This window comes from Mucilaginibacter mali (genome assembly GCF_013283875.1).
Classification (GTDB): Bacteria; Bacteroidota; Bacteroidia; order Sphingobacteriales; family Sphingobacteriaceae; genus Mucilaginibacter; species Mucilaginibacter mali.
The window spans coordinates 2,436,847-2,455,319 of the sequence record NZ_CP054139.1 but is presented as its reverse complement, the minus strand read 5'-3'; the positions used below and the strand labels follow the sequence as shown (position 1 = coordinate 2,455,319).

Here is an 18,473-nt window from a genome sequence, read left to right as displayed (position 1 = left end):
AACAGATTTAAGGATTACAAGATTAAAGAGGCCGTATCATAAATCAAATGATGCGGTCTTTATTTTTTTAGCCTAATAGCTGAATTTGGTATTGAGTTTCTATGGAATTTTTTGAGGGGGAGGGGGTAGCTTTCTTGGGCGAACCTGAGTGGTAAAACGACTCATTTAAGCCGCTTTTTTCCTTAGATTTTGTGCGATTGCAACTAAACCCCATTCTATTTCTACTTTTTCCTTGCCGCGGAGCATAAACCGTTTAAAGCCATGGTTCTGCTTAATATTACCAAATACAGGTTCTACATCAAAGCAGCGTTTCTTTCGCCGTTGTATGCCTTCTTCACTGTTTAACAGCTCGTGCGCCTTTTGTTTCAGGCGGTTCAGGTTTTCATTGATTTCAATGATCCGATTCCCTTTTGATTTATGGCAAATACCGTTCAGCGGACAGTTAGCGCAGTTAACTGCCTGGTATCTTTTTACCGTTTGTTCAAACTCCGTGCTTGTTTTTCTTTTACTTGTTCCGATGAAATTCATTTGCTGGCCCATCGGGCAGATGTAACAATCTTTCTCCTGGTTGTAAAAAAGCTTATTTGCTGCAAAAGGGTGCTTGTTGTTGTGATTCTCATTTTGTTCCTTATCGAACATCCCATACTTTACAAAGGCGATTGTTCCTTTTTGTTCCAACCGCGTGTAGTTCTCCTCGGAGCCATATCCGGCATCGGCTGTAAGCACTTGCGGTGCTTTGCCAAAGCTGACTTCATGCTGCGCTAAATGAGCACTTAATGTATTGGTGTCTGTGGTGTTGGAGTGAATGGTGTAATTGACAATGAACTGGTTGGATGTGGATATCTGAACATTATACCCCGGTTTTAACTGGCCGTTTTTCATGTGGTCTTCCTTCATCCGCATGAATGTGGCATCCGTATCGGTCTTGGAATAGCTGTTGCGTTCACCCAGCAGAGCTTCCTGCTGCTCATAGCGGGCAATGGCCTGCGGGTAATGTTTGCTGATATACCGCAGCTTGCTTTTGACCTGTTTGGAAACATCCTCACGCGAGGAAAGCTTCTCATTGAGTTTATCTACTGCGGCATTGACCTTTTCACTGTCAATAACAGTAAAGTCAGGCGGATCAGGCAGCCTGTCTTCTTCTTTTGCTACGCTTTGGGCATAGTCCCATATCTCTGACAGCTGCTTTTTCATCTTTTCCTTATTGGTCTGAATCGCTTTCTTCCAGACAAAGGTATACCGGTTTGCATTCGCCTCTATCTTTGTCCCGTCCGTATTCACTTCTTCAATACTGAGCAGGCCTTCCTCTGCCAAAAGTTTCACCACATCTTCGAACACATCACGCAGCGCATGCTTCAAACGTACGCCCCGGAAACGGTTGATCGTATTATGATCAGGATAGTTCATCGAACTCAGCCACATCAGGTAAACGCTTTCCCGGCAGGCTGCTGCCAGCTTTCGGCTGGAGTAGGTGTTGGTTACATACCCATATACCAGCACCTTTAACAACATTTGCGGGTGATAGCTTGAACTCCCGCGGATATGATAAGCTTTCAGCAATGGTTCCAGATAGAGCCTGTCGATCACATCGTTAACTACACGCACCGGGTGCGATGCCGGAACTAATTCGTCAAGTGTCGGAGGAATAGCCATCAACTGCCGTTGCTGGTAGGGCTTGAATACAGGTCTTTTAGAGGACATACTACGCTACTTTCGATACATAAATATATGAAAATCAGATTATTATATCAAATAAATACCCCTCTTTATTCCAATAAATTATGCACAAATAAAAAAGAGGCCATACCATGATTTATGATACAGCCTCTTTTTATTAGAGATAATCAACGAAATCAAAAAATCATTTAAATCAGCGGTCAAAATTAGCGGTCATGAATACGTACCAACAAAAATGGATAGATATATTAAATAATGCCGGTTTACAGGGCTGGGAGATTACACCTGTAGGCGATGATATTATGGTGGTGATGCCTCACATTACCGACCTAAAGGTGATACGTGATAACCTGCCAACCATTATCGGGCAATTATCATTGGACATTGAGGAACCGGCTAAACGATTGCGTTTTATCATCAAAAACGGTTACGAAGAGTTTGATTATGTGATCAATCCAAATTATTCCGACCTGGAAGAATAGCCGATACAGGGTTTGAGTACAATTTAATAGTTGACCCTAAGAAAGAATCAGCGAAATCAAAAAATCATTTAAATCAGCGGTCACAGCTTCGCCTTAGTAGATACCACCGCCACGCTGATCCCCATGGCAGCAATCAGCATAAACGAATAACGCAAGCTACCGGTAGCACCGGCAATAAAGCCAATAACTGGTGGCCCTACCAAAAAGCCGATAAATCCAATAGTTGATACCGCAGCCAGCGCCACACCCGGCGACATGGTTTTTGAACGCCCGGCCGCACTATAAACCATTGGTACTACCGATGACACGCCAAAGCCTACCAGCAGGAAGCCGGCCATGGCTGTATACAGGTAGGGGAAAGCAACGGCTATGATCAAACCGGTAGCTGTTAATAAGCCACTGATCTGTAAAATGCGTTTTAATCCGAAACGGTGCGCAAACCAGTCGGCAATGAAACGGCCCGATGCCATGGTAAGCATAAAGGCGGTATAACCGGCACCGATCCAGGCGCCATCGGCAAGGATCACTTTTTTAAAATAGATCACACTCCAATCGAACATGGCGCCTTCGCACATTAACGAGCAGAAAGCGATGATCCCCAATTTAATAAGCGAATTATCCGGCATTACGAATATCGGTCCGCTGTCGCCACCATTTTTATCATGATCCAGGTAACGCGAACTGTAGATCACCCCGGCTATCATTACAATAAGTATCAGTATAAAATGATGTTGAGGGATAATGTTTTTACCGATCATAAAAGTACCGATACCTGCACCCGCGAAGCCCGCCAAACTCCACAAGCCATGAAAAGAGGCCATGATGGGTTTATCGTACATTTTTTCGGCAATAACGGCCTGGGTATTTACCGATATGTTTACTGTGTTACTGGCAAATCCAAAGCATAGCAAACAGGCTATCAGTTGCCAAACATGCTGCGCAGAACCTAAACCAACCAAAGCTACACCATAAGTAATAACCGCGGCTATCAGGATATTACGACTGCCTGTTTTACTGATCACCCATCCGGCAAAAGGTAACGAAAGCATTAAACCTACCGGCAGGGTAAAGAGTACGCCACCTAAAGCCGCATCGCTTAGGCCAAGGCTTTGTTGTATGCTGGCAATGCGCGATGCCCAACTGGCAAAACAGATACCGGCCAGGAAAAACATACAGCCCACCGCTATGCGCAGCATTAAGCGTTGATTGATGGTTTTGGCGGCAGTTATTTCCATGGTGCAAAGATACGATTAGCTATTAGGCTTAATTAAATAATTTTGTTTATTAAGTGTAAAAAGTACACTTAATTTTATCGCGTAAGTATTTTATAGCGTTGCTGTAGTGCATTTAAATAGTACTATAGGTCTATATTATGTAATTATAGAACAGATATTTATGTATCAGTTGAAAAATTGGCAGTGTTTTTGGAGTTATTTATTTACTATGAAAAAGATACTAATAAGTTTTAGCATGATACTTTTTGCCCTGGCCGGATATAGCCAGCAGGCAATAAAACCTGTTAAGTTAGATAGCGTAGTCAGCGTAAACCTGCCGGTTGATTTTAATAAGACCGATACCCTTGGACAACAAACCTACAGCGCCCGCGGACAATACGGATATATCATTGTAAGCCGTGTACCTAATCCGCCCAATAAGGTATTGAAAAAGGAAAAGGATTTGAAAAACGTTTTTAAAGAATACATTTTTAAAGTACAAGCCAGTTTAAAGGAGGGTAATATTACCGATAACCACGATACCATTATTAATAAGCTGGAAGTGCGCGACTTTGTGCTGCGTACCGATACCGGCAGCGGCGTAAAGTTACGTAAGTTCAGGATCTTGTATACCCAGCCGGTTACCTATACCTTCCAGTATTTGTATGACGAGGCCCGTAAGGATGTGGCATCCAAAGAAATGGACGCGTTCTTTAAAAGCATCAAATCGCCGCCCGAACTGGACGGTACCGATCAGTACACCACCTTTGGTAAATGGCAGGGATTCAGCACGACGGTAATTGTACTGGTGGCCGCTGGCGTTGCCATTATTGTATTTATTGTACTGATGCTGCGCAAAAAGCGGAGGCACGATATTTTGCTGACGGATATAACGAGTAAGTAATTTTTTTGAAAATGCAGATATGCATATTAGCCAGCCTTCCGAAGTTTTTTTTAAATCGGAAGGCTTTTTTATAAGGTACACTTGAAATGTATCAATACTGTGCTTAATTACATTGGTATTAACACAGTGCGAAAAAATCATTATGTTTGGTTGACAGAATAATGACCAAAGCATGTTAAAAGACCTTTTCCGAAAGAAATCACTGGAACATATACTTAACGATGTAAAAAGCGGTTTTACCGATGCCGAGCATTCCGGCAACCATCTCACCAAAGCACTTAGAGTAAAAGACCTTACCCTGATGGGTATAGCAGCCGTAGTGGGTGCGGGGATATTCTCTACAATTGGTGAAGCTTCTTTTAATGGCGGTCCGGGTGTTACCATTCTGTTTATTTTAACGGCTATTACCTGCGGATTTTCGGCACTATGCTATGCCGAGTTTGCCTCGCGCATACCGGTTGCGGGCAGCGCTTATACCTATGCCTATGCCACTTTCGGCGAGTTGATTGCCTGGATCATCGGCTGGGACTTACTGATGGAGTACGCCATTGGTAATATAGCCGTAGCTATATCATGGAGTACTTATTTTGTGAACTTTCTGGAGGGCTTTGGCCTCCACATGCCCGAGTACCTGACGCTGGATTATTTCACCGCGTTCCGCGCACACGAACAAGTGCAGGAATTAACGGCAAGTGGTAAACTAACCGAAATCACAGACAGCTTAAAATCAGCCGCGCTGGCCTGGAACACAGCACCCGGCATTGGCGGGTTAAAGCTGATTGCCAATATACCCGCATTAGCTATAGTGGTAGCCATTACCTGGCTGGTTTATGTAGGTATCCGCGAAACCAAAAAGGCCACCAACGCTATGGTGTTCCTGAAGATCGCTATTGTGATTGCGGTAATTATTATCGGTTTCTTTTATGTTACGCCGGCCAACTGGCATCCATTTTTACCTAATGGCTTCCGCGGGGTAATGAAGGGAGTATCGGGTGTGTTTTTCGCTTATATCGGTTTTGATGCCATATCTACCACTGCCGAGGAATGCGAAAACCCGCAAAAGGATCTGCCTAAGGGGATGATCTATTCGCTGGTGATCTGTACCGTATTATATATCCTGATAGCATTGGTGCTAACCGGCATGGTAAGTTATAAAGAACTACAGGTGGGTGATCCACTGGCCTTTGTATTTGTTAAGGTAGGCTTGAAAAAGATCAGTTACGTGATATCCATCAGCGCGGTAGTGGCTACAGCCAGCGTATTGCTGATATTCCAGTTAGGCCAGCCCCGCATTTGGATGAGCATGAGCCGGGATGGGCTATTGCCTAAGGCATTCTCTCGCATTCACCCTAAATATCATACGCCGTCTTTCGCTACTATTGTTACCGGTTTTGTGGTAGCTATCCCGGCCTTGTTCATGAACCTGACGGAAGTAACGGATTTAACCAGTATCGGTACGTTGTTTGCCTTTGTGCTGGTATGCGGCGGTGTGTTGCTTTTGCCAAAAGATGAAGCAAAGCAAGGGCGCTTCCGTATGCCTTATATCAACTCGCAGTTTATCGCGCCGGTATTATTTATTATTGGTCTGATTGTATTCTGGAAACCTTTCCTTAGCTTATTCGAAGGTGCAGATGTGCATGAACGGTTCCCATTTTTTCTTTTTGTGATATTATCGGCAGGGTTAACTGTAGCTGCTGTAATCAAAAAGCTTTCGCTGATACCGGTACTCGGCTTGCTAAGTTGCTTTTACCTGATGACCGAGTTAACCTACCAAAGCTGGATCCGCTTTTTGGTTTGGTTGATCATTGGCCTGGTGCTTTATTTTACCTATGGTTATAAGTATAGTGTGATAGGGAGGGAAGTTAAGAGAGATTAGTGGTTAGAGATTAGGTTGGAAAAATATAAAGACTTACGAAGTTTTCAAAATTTCGTAAGTTTTTTTGTTTATCGCCTGCTCAGCTTCACAAATAAAAATAAACTCACCAGAAACGGTATCATCTTTAGCACCCCGGGATTGATGAGCGCCCATTTTAAACCATAATGTTCGTATAGATAAGGCATAAAGCGCACCAGCAAAATAGCGATAACCGTGCTTAAGCCAAACCACCGGAAATATTCCCTGATCGTATTGTTGTGAACCAGTACCATGCCTATCAGCATAAATAGTAGCAGGGCATAATTTACATAGGCGGTATAATTATAAAATAAATGGGGCAGGGGTTGGCCAAAAATATTTAATACCGATAATAGGTTGAAATAAACCTGCAGCAACAGGTAAATGCAAACGCCCAGGATGATCCATAGCTTTTCGTGATGCGCGCTTAATACCCAGGCCAGCCCCATATAAACCAACAGACTAAGCACCGACATGGTGATCTGTATAGTTGCCAATACCCCGTTCGACAGGATGACCGGCTGACGTGTAACATCTGCAATAAAGGGCTGCTTTAACCATACCATTAATATGGCAAAGCAAACAATGTACAGTGTGTTGGCTATCAAAAATAATGCGGCGGTATTTTTATTTGCTGATCTCATCAGGGGCAAATTTATACAGCAATTACCTTAACATCAATATTCCCGCGCGTAGCTTTTGAATAGGGACAGCCACGGTGTGCGGCGTCCGCCAGCTTTTGGGTTTGCTCTTCATTTATCCCGGGGATATGTACATGGATCTCTGCCGATAGGGCATACGATGTTTCGCTTTCCCGGTTAAAACTGATATGCACTTCGGCTGTAGCTTCGCTTACATCTACGCCATCACGCTTACCTACCGAACCCAACGCGCCCAGATAGCAACTGCCCCAGGCACCGGCAAAAAGCAATTCGGGATTGGCAAAACCGTCTTTGCCGCCCAGGGCTTTGGGTTTTTTCATTTCCAGGTCGATAATGCCATCGTTTGATTTGATATGGCCGTCGCGCCCGCCTTTGGCGGTAACTACAGCAGTATATAGTTTTTCCATGGTTTTGATGTGTATAGTATTTAAACCCACTAATGGTTGTAAAGTTTTTTATTAACGGTAAAACAATTTACTAAAAATATTAGTAAATTTACTTTTAATGGATGCTGAAAGGATAACAGAGAAGTTGAATATTTTAGCCGATGCCGCTAAGTATGATGTGTCGTGCGCATCGAGCGGGAGTAAGCGCAAGAACGAGAATAAGGGTTTGGGCAACGCCAGTAACGGCATTTGCCATACCTATACCGAGGATGGGCGCTGCGTATCGTTATTGAAAATTTTGCTGACTAACCACTGCATTTTCGACTGCGCCTACTGTGTATCGCGCAAAAGCAATGATATCAGGCGCGCCGCGTTCACGGTTCAGGAAGTGGTCGATCTTACCATCAACTTCTACAGGCGCAATTATATAGAAGGGTTGTTCCTGAGTTCGGGTATATTTAAAGATGCTGATTTTACAATGGAGCGCCTGGTACGGGTGGCTAAAAAATTGCGTACCGAGCATAAGTTTAACGGCTATATCCATCTGAAATCTATCCCCGGTGCCAGCGATGAACTGATGCGCGAGGCTGGCCTATATGCTGATCGCCTGAGCGTTAACCTGGAAATGCCGACCGAAGAAGGTTTAAAACTATTGGCACCAGACAAAGACAGGCAGGAGATGATAAAACCCATGGGTTTTTTAAAAAGCGAGATCATACAACGCACGGAGGAAAATAAGCTGTTTAAAAAAGCGCCCATGTTTGCGCCGGCCGGGCAAAGTACACAGGTAATAGTAGGTGCGACAGCGGAGACCGATCAGCAGGTATTGTATACCGCTGCCAGTTTTTATAAAGGATACAATTTAAAGCGGGTCTACTATTCGGGCTATGTGCCGGTACTGGCTGATAAGCGTTTACCGGGATTAAATACCGCCGTGCCTATGGTGCGCGAAAACCGCCTATACCAGGCCGATTGGCTGATGCGTTTTTATGGCTTTAAGGTGAATGAGATCGTAAACCATCAGCAACCCCTGCTCGATCTGGATATAGACCCTAAGCTAAGTTGGGCTTTGCGCAACATGCAGGTATTTCCGTTAGATGTCAATAAAGCCGATCTGCATTTGATATTGCGTGTGCCGGGCATCGGGTTACAGTCGGCGCAAAAAATGGTTAGCGCGCGCAAATTTGGTAAGCTGAACTGGGAGCATTTAAAGAAGATGGGCGTAGCCGTTAACCGGGCCCGGTATTTTATAGTGTGCAATAGTAACGATTTTGAACGCCGCGACCTGACCGGTAGCCGCATCAAGCAATTTATCCTGGCCGAATCGCAAAGCAAATACCTTAAAAATTCATCTACACAATTAAACCTGTTTTAGTATGATAACCACGCTGATATACGATGGCACCTTCGAGGGCCTGCTTACTGCCGCGTTTGAAGTTTATGAGCGCAGGCTGGTATATGTGAGTTTGAAAAAAGGGGAGTTGCGCAATGAAGCGTTGTTTACGGAAGTGATTTCGATTATTACCGATGATGGCAAAGCGCAGCGAGTACTGAGAGGTTTAAAAATGAAATTATCACCTATCGGCGTGCAACGCTTGTATGCTGCTCATTTGGCCGAGATTGACGGGGAGGACAATACTTTGTTAGGATACATACGCTACGTGTTTGACGCCGGCCAAAATATAGAGGAGGATTACGGCAACAAGTATGTAATGCGCGTATCGGAAATTGTGCGCATGGTACGCCGCGAAAAGCACCGGATGGAGGCGTTTATCCGTTTCCGGAAACTAAGAGATGAAACCTTTTATGCCGGAATAGAGCCCGATTTTAATGTATTGCCCTTACTAATCGAACATTTTAAATCGAGGTATGCAGATCAGAAATGGATCATTTATGATCTGCGGCGCAGGTATGGGGTTTATTATGATCTGCACGATACACAATATATTTCACTCGAGCATGCCGATGTGAAAGCCGCAAACGTTATATCAGCCTATACATCTGATGAAAACCTGTACCAGGATATGTGGAAGAACTATTTTAAAAGTGTTAACATTCCTGCAAGGAAGAATTCTAAGCTGCATTTAATGCATGTGCCTAAAAGGTATTGGCGGCACTTGACGGAGAAAATTTAGGTAAGTAAGTGTGAATAATATATATTAAACCATATTGTTAAGATATTTAATGTGATCTTCAAGTTCTAATATCCTTTTATAATTTATAACATAACCTAAGTGCATCGGAATTTCGGATATTGATAAAGGTTTATTGTTGGTTGGAATAGTGATAACTTTAATATTACCAGTAATAGTGTACATTGGACCAGCATATAAAACACCAAGTAAGAATAAATCTAATCCTTCATGTTTAAACTTTTGTGTTTCTTTATCAAAATAGCCTATTTCATTATATAAAAAAATCGGTGAACCACTCGATCCCGGATAACATGCAACATCTATTAAAAACTCTTTTCTCCCTTCAAAGTGTTTAGAGGGGTGAGAGGCTGTAATTCCTTTTCTTACGATTGGTTTGTTATTTTTACTATCCCACAAACCGTTAGGATACCCTACCATTATGATATCTACAATTGCGGGAAATGATTTTCTGCGATCATCATCCGCGAAATGGCCATGATTTAGAGTTGTAAAGAAAAACTCCTTTCCCATATTTGTTGCGTTGTTAACAGCATGACTTAAAGCCATACAACACAAATCGACGTCTTTATCAGGATGCTTAATCCAGTATTTCTCAAATGAATCAAACGTTATGATTACATGTTTACTATCTATTGGTTCGCCATTATTATCCTTTTCGCAAAATATTAATTCTCCCTTAATAGAATTTTTAATAACATGAACATTTGTAATTATTACTGGAAAATTTAATCCTTCTGTTATATTTTCAAGAAACCGGATTATAAAACCTGTTCCGGTTCCGGAAGAACCATCTTCGTATTTAGTTTCTATTCGTACAGTACAATAAGTTAACTGTTCCGACGGAGATCTGTTCATGGATACTTGATCGTAATTTATTTAACAATTTAATTACTCATCGCTTTATTCAGCGCAATAACTGCCTGGTTAAAGAACTCCCTCGCTACTAAAAACTGGATATTCACTTTACGCAGGGCAAAACCGGCGCTCATGATATTAATACCGGCATCGGTTAACGCTGCGGCGGCGCGGGCCAGTAAGCCCGGCTGATCCATATTGGTACCCAGCATACAAACCATGGCGGTTTTTTCGTGTATTACTTTTTCAAAATTATCTTCCAGTTCGGCGATCAGCTTTTTGTCGAAATCGCGTTCCCAGATCACTATGGATATACTGTTGGCGCTGGTGGCTTTGAAAATGTAGCTGACGTTATGATCAAAAAAGATCTGCATGATCTTTAAGTCAGACCCCACGTTGCTTACCATCAGCGGGTCGTAAACATCTATCAGCACTAGTTTATCGGTACCGGTAATCACTTCCACGCGCTTGGTTTCGCAAATAAAATCCTGGGTAATTAAAGTGCCGGGGTGCGATGGCTCGAACGTGTTCTTGATACGCAGGTTAATGCCATTTATCTCCAGCGGTTTCGATGCTTTAGGGTGGATGGCTTCCATGCCTACGTCGGCCAGCTGATCGGCAATATCATAATTGGTATTGCCCACCGGGTGGCAATTCTCTAAACCCACAATGCCGGGATCGGCGGTAGAGAGGTGGTATTCTTTATGAATGATAGCTTCGGCAGGCATTACTTCCTCCGCAATTTTGCTAAAGGTGACCTCGCTGTAACCACGGTCAAACTCACGCATAATACCCTCGGTACCTTTGCAGTAGCCGGTTACAATACAGATGGTTTTCTCGAATTCTATATCCTTAAAGGCATGCTTTATACGCTGATCGATAGTATACTGGCGATGATCGTGCAAACCACTAAGGTCAATCAGCGTAGCGTTGATGCCCATATTTTGAAGGATATTGGTAAAGTTAAAAGCCGAATGACTTTCACCGATAGAGGCCAATATCTCGCGGGCTGCTTGCAGGATGCCTTCTTTACTTACATAGCCCGATGCCAGGATATTCGACAGGTTCTCTAAATATTTTTGCGCATCGTGAATATGGTTCTCAATAAATTCATCGGCCACGGCCAGGTCAAGGCCCAGCTCGGCGTATTTCTTGTTCAGTTCTTTTAGTTTAGCAACCAGTTCTTTCAGTGGCTTATGGAAATCCTGGTATTGTGCCAGACGGTGATAAACGCCGGGTTCGCCATTCTTCTTATTCTCTAATAATAAATTGGTTACGCCCGAGAATGCCGAAACTACAAAAATGCGGTTGTAAAGTTCGTCGCCGGTACGGTTAAAAAGGATGATGTTATTGATTACGTCTTTCAGGGCACTCATTGATGTGCCGCCTATTTTTTCTACTGTGAACATGGTATTTTGAATTTACCGGACCTTTGCAAAGGGAATGCCTTATAAGCTAATTGCGTGTAAGATGCTGGTAATTATGGTATTTTAATTCAGGTGTTTTTTATAAATGCTTGTTTACTATTCCGTTTCGGGGTGCTAAGTTACCAATTTGATAATTAAGACTGCTTATATAACACACCCGCTTTTTCGGCCGATGTTTTTATCCCCTTTATCATAGCCGAACTGAAGCCGTTATGCTCCATCTCGTTCAAACCGGCAATGGTACAGCCCTTGGGCGATGTTACCTTATCAATTTCCTGCTCAGGGTGCGATGCCAGTTGAAGCAGCAGATCGGCGGCACCTTTGGCGGTCTGGGCGGCCATCTTCAACGCGTCGTGGGCATGGAAACCGATCTCGGTACCACCTTGCGATGCTGCGCGTATCGACCGTAAAAAGAAGGCGATACCGCAAGCGCACAGGGCAGTGGCTGACGTCATCAACTCCTCGTTAATGCGGATACTCACCCCAACGGTATCGAAAAGGGAGGTAACCAGTTTGATGTTATCGTTCGATGCCGTATCAGTAGCTATGCAGGTCATGCTTTGACCAATGGCAATGGCCGTGTTAGGCATGGCGCGTACCACCTGCACATCCATCCCCAAATGCTGGCGGATATCCTGGCAGCTAACGCCCGATACTACCGATATCAGCAAATGTTTAGCCGGGTCGATAGCCGGTTTTATCTCGTCCAGCAATTTATTCAGTTGCTGCGGTAAAATAGCTAATACTACAATGCCTGCTTTGCTTACAGCTTCGGCATTATTGGCTGTGGTTTGATAGCCGGCTTCAGTAAGCGGGGCTAAAGCCGCTACATTACGGCGGGTAAGGCCAATTTGCTGCGGCGTATAAATGCCGGCTTTAACCAATCCTTTGGCTAATGACAGACCGATATTACCGCTGCCTAAAATGGCTATGTTTGGTGTGCTCATGTTCTTAATTACTTAATCGTGTACCGAAAGATGCGCCGTCGCCCAGTTTGCCCAGATCATCGGCATGACCAATGATCACCGCCTGCACGCCAAAGCCAATGGCCTTAAAAGCGTTATCCAGTTTTGGCAGCATACCGCTGTGAATAATGCCCGCCGTCTTCAGCTCATCATAACGTTCAGGATTGATCTCCCTGATCAGAGAGTCTTCATCATCAATATCTTTCAATACGCCTTTCTTTTCAAAACAATAGATTAGCGTGGTTTTGTACAATCCCGATAAACCTACTGCCAGGGCAGAGGCTATAGTATCGGCATTGGTGTTCAGCATCTGGCCCTCGCCATCGTGTGTCAACGCGCTGAAAACAGGGGTGAAGCCAGCATCAAGCAATGCACTGATACCTTTGGCATTTACCGAATCATCGTCAATATCGCCAACAAAACCATAGTCGATGGTTTTTACCGGGCGCTTTCGGGCTTTAATAAAATTACCGTCGGCACCGGTAAGGCCAATGGCGTTGGTGCCATACCGCTGTAGCTGGGCAACGATGTTCTTATTGATCAAACCGCCGTAAACCATGGTTACCACGCGCAGGGTCTCAATATCCGTAATGCGGCGACCATCCACCATTTTGGCCTCAATGCCTAAGGTTTCTCCTAATTGAGTAGCCACCTTACCGCCACCGTGCACCAGTATTTTATGTCCCTTTAGCTTAGTAAAAGCTTCAAGGAAACGATGCAGGCTTTCGGAATTGTCTATCACATTCCCGCCGATCTTGATGATATATAGCGACTCCATATTTTATTAATAGCTGCGAAAATAGAGATAAACGGGGAAAGATGAGTGTTTAAATTAAAAATTCTACTGATTTAGTAGAGAATAGGTAGCGATTTAACCACAAAGGTCACAAAGGTTTTTCACAAAGGGGCACAAAGAAATAACCAATAATAGATATGATAAGCCTTTGTGAACTTTGTGGTTTCTTTCTTTGTGCACTTTGTGGTTAAATTATTAAATTGATTTTCAATTATTTAATAATATTAACTGATAAAAACGTTATATAACGTAAAATATAGTTGTAAAACTGAAATATAAGTTATAAGTTTGAGTATGGAAGAATTAACAAAAACCGAAGAACGCGTAATGCACATCTTATGGCAGCTGAAAAAGTGCTTCGTGAAAGATATCATTGATGCTTTGCCCGATGATCCCAAACCCCCTTATAATACCATATCGTCGGTAGTACGTTTGCTGGAGAAGAAGGGTTATGCAGGGTATAAGGCATATGGTAAAACCTATGAGTATTTCCCGCTTATCAGCAAAAGCGAGTACCGTAAATCATCATTCAAAAAGTTCTTTTCGGGCTACTTCGATAACTCGGCCGAGAGCCTTTTCAGCTTTATGGTGAAAGAACAGCAATTGAGCAAAGAAGACCTGGATAAGATCAAAGACATCATCAATAAAAACAAATAAAAATGGATAGCATTATTTACCTGCTGCAGGTATGCGCGTGCACAGCCGTATTTTACCTGTTTTACTACCTGTTTTTAACCCGGCTTACGTTTTTTGTAATCAACAGGTGGTACTTGCTGGTTACGGTGGTATTGAGTTTTATCATCCCGCTGATAAAGATACAGCTAAGCCAGCCGCATGTTTACACCGGCGTGGTGGAGCATGTGGTATACCAATACACGCAGCAACCCGAGCAGGTAACACCAATTGTTATCCACCCCGATGTCCCCAAGCCGCAGCCGATGCGCTGGAGCACTATTCTTCAGTATACCTATTTATTGGCTGTAATAGGTTTAAATATCCATTTACTGGCAACCCTGTTTGCTTTTTTTAAACGGTTGAAAGGCAAGCGGATCACCAAAGTAGGTAAGGTAAACATCCTTACCGGTAACGAGAAGATCACGAATGGCTCCTTCCTGAATTATATTTTCCTGAACGATGATGAATTAAGTCCGGATGAGATACGGCAGATCATCGCGCACGAAATGCTGCACGTAAAACTTTACCACTCTGTCGATCGGATCATCGTTAAAATAGCGCAGATCATCCTTTGGTTCAACCCGTTTATTTACCTGTATGCCCGCTCGGTAGAAGAAAACCACGAGTTTGAGGTTGATCGCGCCGTAGCCCGCGAAACGGATAAGCATAACTATGCCAACCTGCTGGTACACTTGTCGGTAGCCGGGCAGGGTATGCTGTATCATAACTTCAGCAAAGTGCCGCTTAAAAAGCGCATCACCATGTTATTTAACCAACCTTCCGCAAATATGAAAAAGATAGTTTATGTACTGGTGGTACCTGTGGTGCTTATCAGTTGCCTGGCCTTTGCCCGATTAAAAAGTAAGGATAAGGAATACAGCGTAATAGAAAATATTGACGAACTGGGCAAAGACCCGCTTGTGATCATCGATGGTAAAACTTATAAAAAAGACATCCTGTATAAAATTAGTAAGAACTGTATCGCCTCTTCCGGCATTTGGAACCCTGATGCTACCGTGGTGAAGCATGGCGTAGCTATTAAGGATGGCTATGTGGATATCAAAACCAATAAAGGGGTGATCACCTATATGAATGCACTTGAAAAGGAAAACCTGCTAAAGGAACGTTTGATTCCCGAAAAGCAATTTTATAGCCGCATACACTTGAAAAATGATGATGGCACTACCTATGATAAAGTGATTGTAAATGTATACGGGGCCGGTAAGGTAAGCACCATGCTAAAACCGGGTGAAAAAGCTGGTTTCCTGATCGATAAAAAATTTTATAACGAGGATGAAATACAAAAAGCGGATAAGTCTGTTACCATGTACCTTTCAGCTTTCTATAGTGTTGGCCCTGCCGGTAGTTTTCCCGATGCGCCGCAAAAAGGTTATGCTTCAGTATTCAACTTTAAAAGCTTACCGCCAAAAGCTAAAACTTCAATAGAAGCGTTTAAGGAAAAGAACAAAGCATATATCTCATCTGATGAATATAAGCGCAAATTGAAACTAACATCTGAAATGAATGGTAAAACACTGGATGTGGTTATAAACGGCGTAGTAAACAACCAATTTATCAAAACCCGTACCGACCGGGTATCATTTGAGTTAGATGGCGATAAATACGGTATGAAGTTTTATTACGGCCAGGGCCTTGAAACTAACGAACCGTTAAAAGTTGGCGATCGTATTCAGGTACTGGTGAAGTATGCTGACTTTCAGAGGGATTCGATATTTATTATCCAGGCGGCTATTTATAAAGATGGTAAAGTGATATTTAAGCACCATGGCGGTGATGGGCCTACTTATATTAATAAACCAAAGGAGAATAACGACAATACGAATAAAGTGCGCTACCCTGAAAAAGATGAAGCGCAAAATAGCCGCGCTGCTTACCCTGATGATGACCGGACTAATAAGGAGAAGATAGCCGGTCTTTTTATTCGCAATGAGGTTAAAAAGAGTAACGGCGAAATCTATGATGAGGTAGTATCATACTCGCGTGGCGGCATGGCTACAACAGATATTAAACACAATGGTAAAGTAGGCTTTTATATCGATCGCGATTTTTACAGCGAGGAAGCATTTAACAAGGTATCAGATAATATTAAACTGGTGCTGGCCAATAAAGGGAGCGTAGGGGTTTGTGATGGAACAGACTTCTCCAGTATACGTAAAAGAGGATACACCGCAAATATGGATGGTTATGAAGCTGTGTTTTTCTTCAGCTATAAAATGGACCTGGTGAATATTTTTGATAGCCAAAAAGATACGATCAGAAAAAACGGTATCGATCTTAAACTTAAAGCCAAGCTAAAAAACATGCACCTGTCGCCCGGGGAAGTGGCATACATGAAAACGGATGATTACAAGACAAAAAAGAAATTATCAGACGATATATATCACGCGGGCACTATAGATATTAAGATCACACCCGAAAAAAACAAAACGGGAATGGTGTTTACCTGGAATGGACACAAATACACCTTGCTCACCTTTTACGGCCAGGAAAAAATATTGAACAAACTGTTGAAGCCGGGCGATGAGATACAACTAAAGGTTTTTAGTACTGGATGGGGGAAAGACCAAACAATAGTAACGGTTGTGCCTGCATCTGTAAGCAAGAACAACGAAAAAATATTCCAGTTGGCTGAAGCGGATAAACTACCGACAGCCCCGTTCTTATACGAGCCTAATAAGGTGCGGTATGCCGATGGACAGATCAGCGATATTAAAAAATACCCTAATGGCAAATGGAAAAGCGCCCTTTTTGAAACAGTGAACGGCTATAAGTTTTACCTCACCTTTAAACCTAACGCGCCTGCAATGAAGGATATACAATGGGGTGATCACGTTCGCCTGCGTTTTGTGCACGAGGTAAGCAATGGCAATAAAACATTTAACATTGCCGATTGGGTGTCTATTAGTCCCGGTGAAAGCGGTTATGGTATCCGCAATCCTGAACTGTTTGACAAATACTATGTGGATGCAAAGGCAACAACTGTAAATACGCAGGCTAAACAGGAAAATAAAACAGCAGCTCTTCCTAATAAGTCAGATCTATTGAAGCTTAACTTACAAGCAGCAGATTCGTTATGCGAAGATGAAAAAAGACAGATCATCAGGCTTTATAATGCATCGGTATCCGCCGGAGATTTTAAACTGGAGGCTGCTTACGTACTCGTAGATAAAAAGAACCATTTGCTGTATGCCAGCGGGCGTATTGATCCTAAAACAAAAAGCTATACCGGCATTCCAAGTGTAAAAACCATTAAAGGCGATAACGCATTTTACACTGATTCCATTGTATATAACTGGGAGACGCAAAAAAGTAAAGCCTGGGTGTGGGGGCAAAGAGGTACTATAAAAAGTACTTTATCGCGCTAAAAATGCATTGATCACGGCAAACTCGCGTGCAGGCTCCTCCACCTGCGGGTTATGGCCCGATCGTTCAAACATCACAAACTCTGCCTGCGGGCAGTACTGCTTAAACTTTATCATCATCCAGGGTACGGCCACACGGTCGTACCTTCCGCCTATGATCAGTACCGGCATTTTCAAGTCTTTCAGTTGCTTACGGTAGTCGAAGCTGCCGATGTCGCTGCCTACAATAAAATCGCCGTCCCTGCCTACCATCTGGTAGTATAGTTTGGTGTTCATACTGTTGGGGTAATCGCTTTTGCCGCCCTCAAATTTTGATGGGTTGTAGGCATACAAAAAGCCATAAGGTACGCGCCCATAAATTTCCTGGTGCCGGGCATCGCTGGAAACCAAACCCTTATCCCGCAGTTTCGTTAATTCGTTCCAAACTTCGGGATAATTGGTCTTGATCTCCCGGTTGCTGTTATCATCGTTTTCCTGCCACATTACAAAACTGTGGAAGGTATTGGCCAATATTAGGTGACTTAAATGCTCGGGATATTTCAGCGCATAACCCTGTGCCACCACGCCACCGTACGAGTGGCCCAAAACCGAAACGTGCTCAAGCTTCAGTGCCTTGCGCAGCCCCTCAATGTCTTCAATATCGCGGGCCAGGGTATATTCGCTCACGTTTAAAGCCGTATCAGACTTACCGCGACCAAAGCCATCAAAATAAATTAGCTGGTGATGATTTTGCGCCAGCGCGTCGAAACTGCGCAGACCGGGATGCGCGCCACCAGGGCCTCCCGGTATCAGGATGATCGGGTCGCCATCGCCAACGGTAACCACCCAAAGCCGGGCGCCGTTTACACGGATGTATTTACCATCGGTCTTGCTATCAATAGTGCGCACCTGCCCAAAGGAGGCAATAGCTAAAAACAACAGGATAATTAAGGGGTATTTTTTCATTTGGGTGTAATCAATCGTCTAAATTAATAATTCCACAGCTTAATCAACCTAA

At 43.4% G+C, this 18,473-nt stretch carries 16 protein-coding genes; 7 read left to right on the top strand and 9 right to left on the bottom strand.

The annotated features are described in order from the left end of the window. Nucleotides 1-165: 165 nt before the first annotated feature. Nucleotides 166-1,701: an IS1182 family transposase gene (locus tag HQ865_RS10375; RefSeq protein WP_173412997.1), complete on the bottom strand. Its 1,536-nt coding sequence runs from the start codon at nt 1,699-1,701 to the stop codon at nt 166-168. 191 nt (nt 1,702-1,892) lie between these two features. On the opposite strand from HQ865_RS10375, the gene HQ865_RS10370 reads away from it, so the two are divergent. Next, entirely contained in the window at nt 1,893-2,159 is a 267-nt protein-coding gene (locus HQ865_RS10370; RefSeq protein WP_173414835.1) for a hypothetical protein, read from the top strand. Between the two features lie 80 nt (nt 2,160-2,239). Here the strand turns inward: HQ865_RS10370 and HQ865_RS10365 are convergent, their stop codons facing one another. Next, complete coding sequence (locus HQ865_RS10365; protein WP_173414834.1) at nt 2,240-3,394, bottom strand: MFS transporter; 1,155 nt, start codon at nt 3,392-3,394, stop codon at nt 2,240-2,242. Nucleotides 3,395-3,602: 208 nt separating this feature from the next. Here HQ865_RS10365 and HQ865_RS10360 point away from each other — a divergent pair, with 208 nt between their 5' ends. Together HQ865_RS10360 and HQ865_RS10355 are read left to right on the top strand one after the other, a co-directional pair. Then, nucleotides 3,603-4,277, top strand: coding sequence for a hypothetical protein (locus HQ865_RS10360; protein ID WP_173414833.1), 675 nt, complete (start codon nt 3,603-3,605; stop codon nt 4,275-4,277). Between the two features lie 172 nt (nt 4,278-4,449). Next, nucleotides 4,450-6,153 (top strand): amino acid permease, encoded by a 1,704-nt coding sequence (locus HQ865_RS10355; protein WP_173414832.1) that lies wholly within the window; start codon nt 4,450-4,452, stop codon nt 6,151-6,153. A gap of 68 nt (nt 6,154-6,221) precedes the next feature. Here HQ865_RS10355 and HQ865_RS10350 read toward each other — a convergent pair whose 3' ends face one another. Beyond that, entirely contained in the window at nt 6,222-6,815 is a 594-nt protein-coding gene (locus HQ865_RS10350) for a hypothetical protein (RefSeq protein WP_173414831.1), read from the bottom strand. An 11-nt stretch (nt 6,816-6,826) separates the two neighbouring features. Continuing rightward, nucleotides 6,827-7,240 (bottom strand): Ohr family peroxiredoxin, encoded by a 414-nt coding sequence (locus HQ865_RS10345; RefSeq protein WP_173414830.1) that lies wholly within the window; start codon nt 7,238-7,240, stop codon nt 6,827-6,829. Nucleotides 7,241-7,337: 97 nt separating this feature from the next. Between HQ865_RS10345 and HQ865_RS10340 the strand changes: the two genes are divergently transcribed. Further along, the gene (locus HQ865_RS10340) at nt 7,338-8,594 is read left to right on the top strand and encodes a putative DNA modification/repair radical SAM protein (RefSeq protein ID WP_173414829.1); all 1,257 of its coding nucleotides are present in this window, start codon (nt 7,338-7,340) and stop codon (nt 8,592-8,594) included. 1 nt (nt 8,595) lies between these two features. Beyond that, entirely contained in the window at nt 8,596-9,354 is a 759-nt protein-coding gene (locus HQ865_RS10335; RefSeq protein ID WP_237073785.1) for a TIGR03915 family putative DNA repair protein, read from the top strand. 24 nt (nt 9,355-9,378) lie between these two features. On the opposite strand, the gene HQ865_RS10330 is transcribed toward HQ865_RS10335, so the two are convergent. The 4 genes from HQ865_RS10330 to argB all read right to left on the bottom strand — a co-directional run bounded on the left by HQ865_RS10330 (nt 9,379) and on the right by argB (nt 13,400). After that, nucleotides 9,379-10,230 (bottom strand): S1 family peptidase, encoded by an 852-nt coding sequence (locus HQ865_RS10330; protein ID WP_173414828.1) that lies wholly within the window; start codon nt 10,228-10,230, stop codon nt 9,379-9,381. Between the two features lie 29 nt (nt 10,231-10,259). Next, nucleotides 10,260-11,639, bottom strand: a complete 1,380-nt coding sequence (locus tag HQ865_RS10325; RefSeq protein ID WP_173414827.1) for an aspartate kinase — start codon at nt 11,637-11,639, stop codon at nt 10,260-10,262. Nucleotides 11,640-11,791: 152 nt separating this feature from the next. Further along, a complete protein-coding gene (gene proC, locus HQ865_RS10320; RefSeq protein WP_173414826.1) occupies nt 11,792-12,604 on the bottom strand; it encodes a pyrroline-5-carboxylate reductase in 813 nt (270 codons plus the stop codon). A 4-nt stretch (nt 12,605-12,608) separates the two neighbouring features. Further along, the gene (argB, locus tag HQ865_RS10315; protein WP_173414825.1) at nt 12,609-13,400 is read right to left on the bottom strand and encodes an acetylglutamate kinase; all 792 of its coding nucleotides are present in this window, start codon (nt 13,398-13,400) and stop codon (nt 12,609-12,611) included. Between the two features lie 312 nt (nt 13,401-13,712). On the opposite strand from argB, the gene HQ865_RS10310 reads away from it, so the two are divergent. Both HQ865_RS10310 and HQ865_RS10305 read left to right on the top strand, forming a co-directional pair. Continuing rightward, the gene (locus tag HQ865_RS10310; protein ID WP_173414824.1) at nt 13,713-14,075 is read left to right on the top strand and encodes a BlaI/MecI/CopY family transcriptional regulator; all 363 of its coding nucleotides are present in this window, start codon (nt 13,713-13,715) and stop codon (nt 14,073-14,075) included. 2 nt (nt 14,076-14,077) lie between these two features. Continuing rightward, a complete protein-coding gene (locus HQ865_RS10305; protein WP_173414823.1) occupies nt 14,078-17,479 on the top strand; it encodes a M56 family metallopeptidase in 3,402 nt (1,133 codons plus the stop codon). On the opposite strand, the gene HQ865_RS10300 is transcribed toward HQ865_RS10305, so the two are convergent. Then, nucleotides 17,468-18,421 carry an alpha/beta fold hydrolase gene (locus HQ865_RS10300; RefSeq protein ID WP_173414822.1) on the bottom strand — a complete coding sequence of 318 codons (954 nt, stop codon included), beginning with the start codon at nt 18,419-18,421 and terminating at the stop codon, nt 17,468-17,470. The genes HQ865_RS10305 and HQ865_RS10300 overlap by 12 nt on opposite strands. Nucleotides 18,422-18,473 lie beyond the last annotated feature (52 nt).

What these genes read in the sequence shown, in the direction of transcription:
- HQ865_RS10375 (WP_173412997.1), bottom strand. Translation starts at nt 1,701, where the DNA reads ATGTCCTCTAAAAGACCTGTATTCAAGCCCTACCAGCAACGGCAGTTG.
- HQ865_RS10370 (WP_173414835.1), top strand. Translation starts at nt 1,893, where the DNA reads ATGAATACGTACCAACAAAAATGGATAGATATATTAAATAATGCCGGT.
- HQ865_RS10365 (WP_173414834.1), bottom strand. Translation starts at nt 3,394, where the DNA reads ATGGAAATAACTGCCGCCAAAACCATCAATCAACGCTTAATGCTGCGC.
- HQ865_RS10360 (WP_173414833.1), top strand. Translation starts at nt 3,603, where the DNA reads ATGAAAAAGATACTAATAAGTTTTAGCATGATACTTTTTGCCCTGGCC.
- HQ865_RS10355 (WP_173414832.1), top strand. Translation starts at nt 4,450, where the DNA reads ATGTTAAAAGACCTTTTCCGAAAGAAATCACTGGAACATATACTTAAC.
- HQ865_RS10350 (WP_173414831.1), bottom strand. Translation starts at nt 6,815, where the DNA reads ATGAGATCAGCAAATAAAAATACCGCCGCATTATTTTTGATAGCCAAC.
- HQ865_RS10345 (WP_173414830.1), bottom strand. Translation starts at nt 7,240, where the DNA reads ATGGAAAAACTATATACTGCTGTAGTTACCGCCAAAGGCGGGCGCGAC.
- HQ865_RS10340 (WP_173414829.1), top strand. Translation starts at nt 7,338, where the DNA reads ATGGATGCTGAAAGGATAACAGAGAAGTTGAATATTTTAGCCGATGCC.
- HQ865_RS10335 (WP_237073785.1), top strand. Translation starts at nt 8,596, where the DNA reads ATGATAACCACGCTGATATACGATGGCACCTTCGAGGGCCTGCTTACT.
- HQ865_RS10330 (WP_173414828.1), bottom strand. Translation starts at nt 10,230, where the DNA reads ATGAACAGATCTCCGTCGGAACAGTTAACTTATTGTACTGTACGAATA.
- HQ865_RS10325 (WP_173414827.1), bottom strand. Translation starts at nt 11,639, where the DNA reads ATGTTCACAGTAGAAAAAATAGGCGGCACATCAATGAGTGCCCTGAAA.
- proC (WP_173414826.1), bottom strand. Translation starts at nt 12,604, where the DNA reads ATGAGCACACCAAACATAGCCATTTTAGGCAGCGGTAATATCGGTCTG.
- argB (WP_173414825.1), bottom strand. Translation starts at nt 13,400, where the DNA reads ATGGAGTCGCTATATATCATCAAGATCGGCGGGAATGTGATAGACAAT.
- HQ865_RS10310 (WP_173414824.1), top strand. Translation starts at nt 13,713, where the DNA reads ATGGAAGAATTAACAAAAACCGAAGAACGCGTAATGCACATCTTATGG.
- HQ865_RS10305 (WP_173414823.1), top strand. Translation starts at nt 14,078, where the DNA reads ATGGATAGCATTATTTACCTGCTGCAGGTATGCGCGTGCACAGCCGTA.
- HQ865_RS10300 (WP_173414822.1), bottom strand. Translation starts at nt 18,421, where the DNA reads ATGAAAAAATACCCCTTAATTATCCTGTTGTTTTTAGCTATTGCCTCC.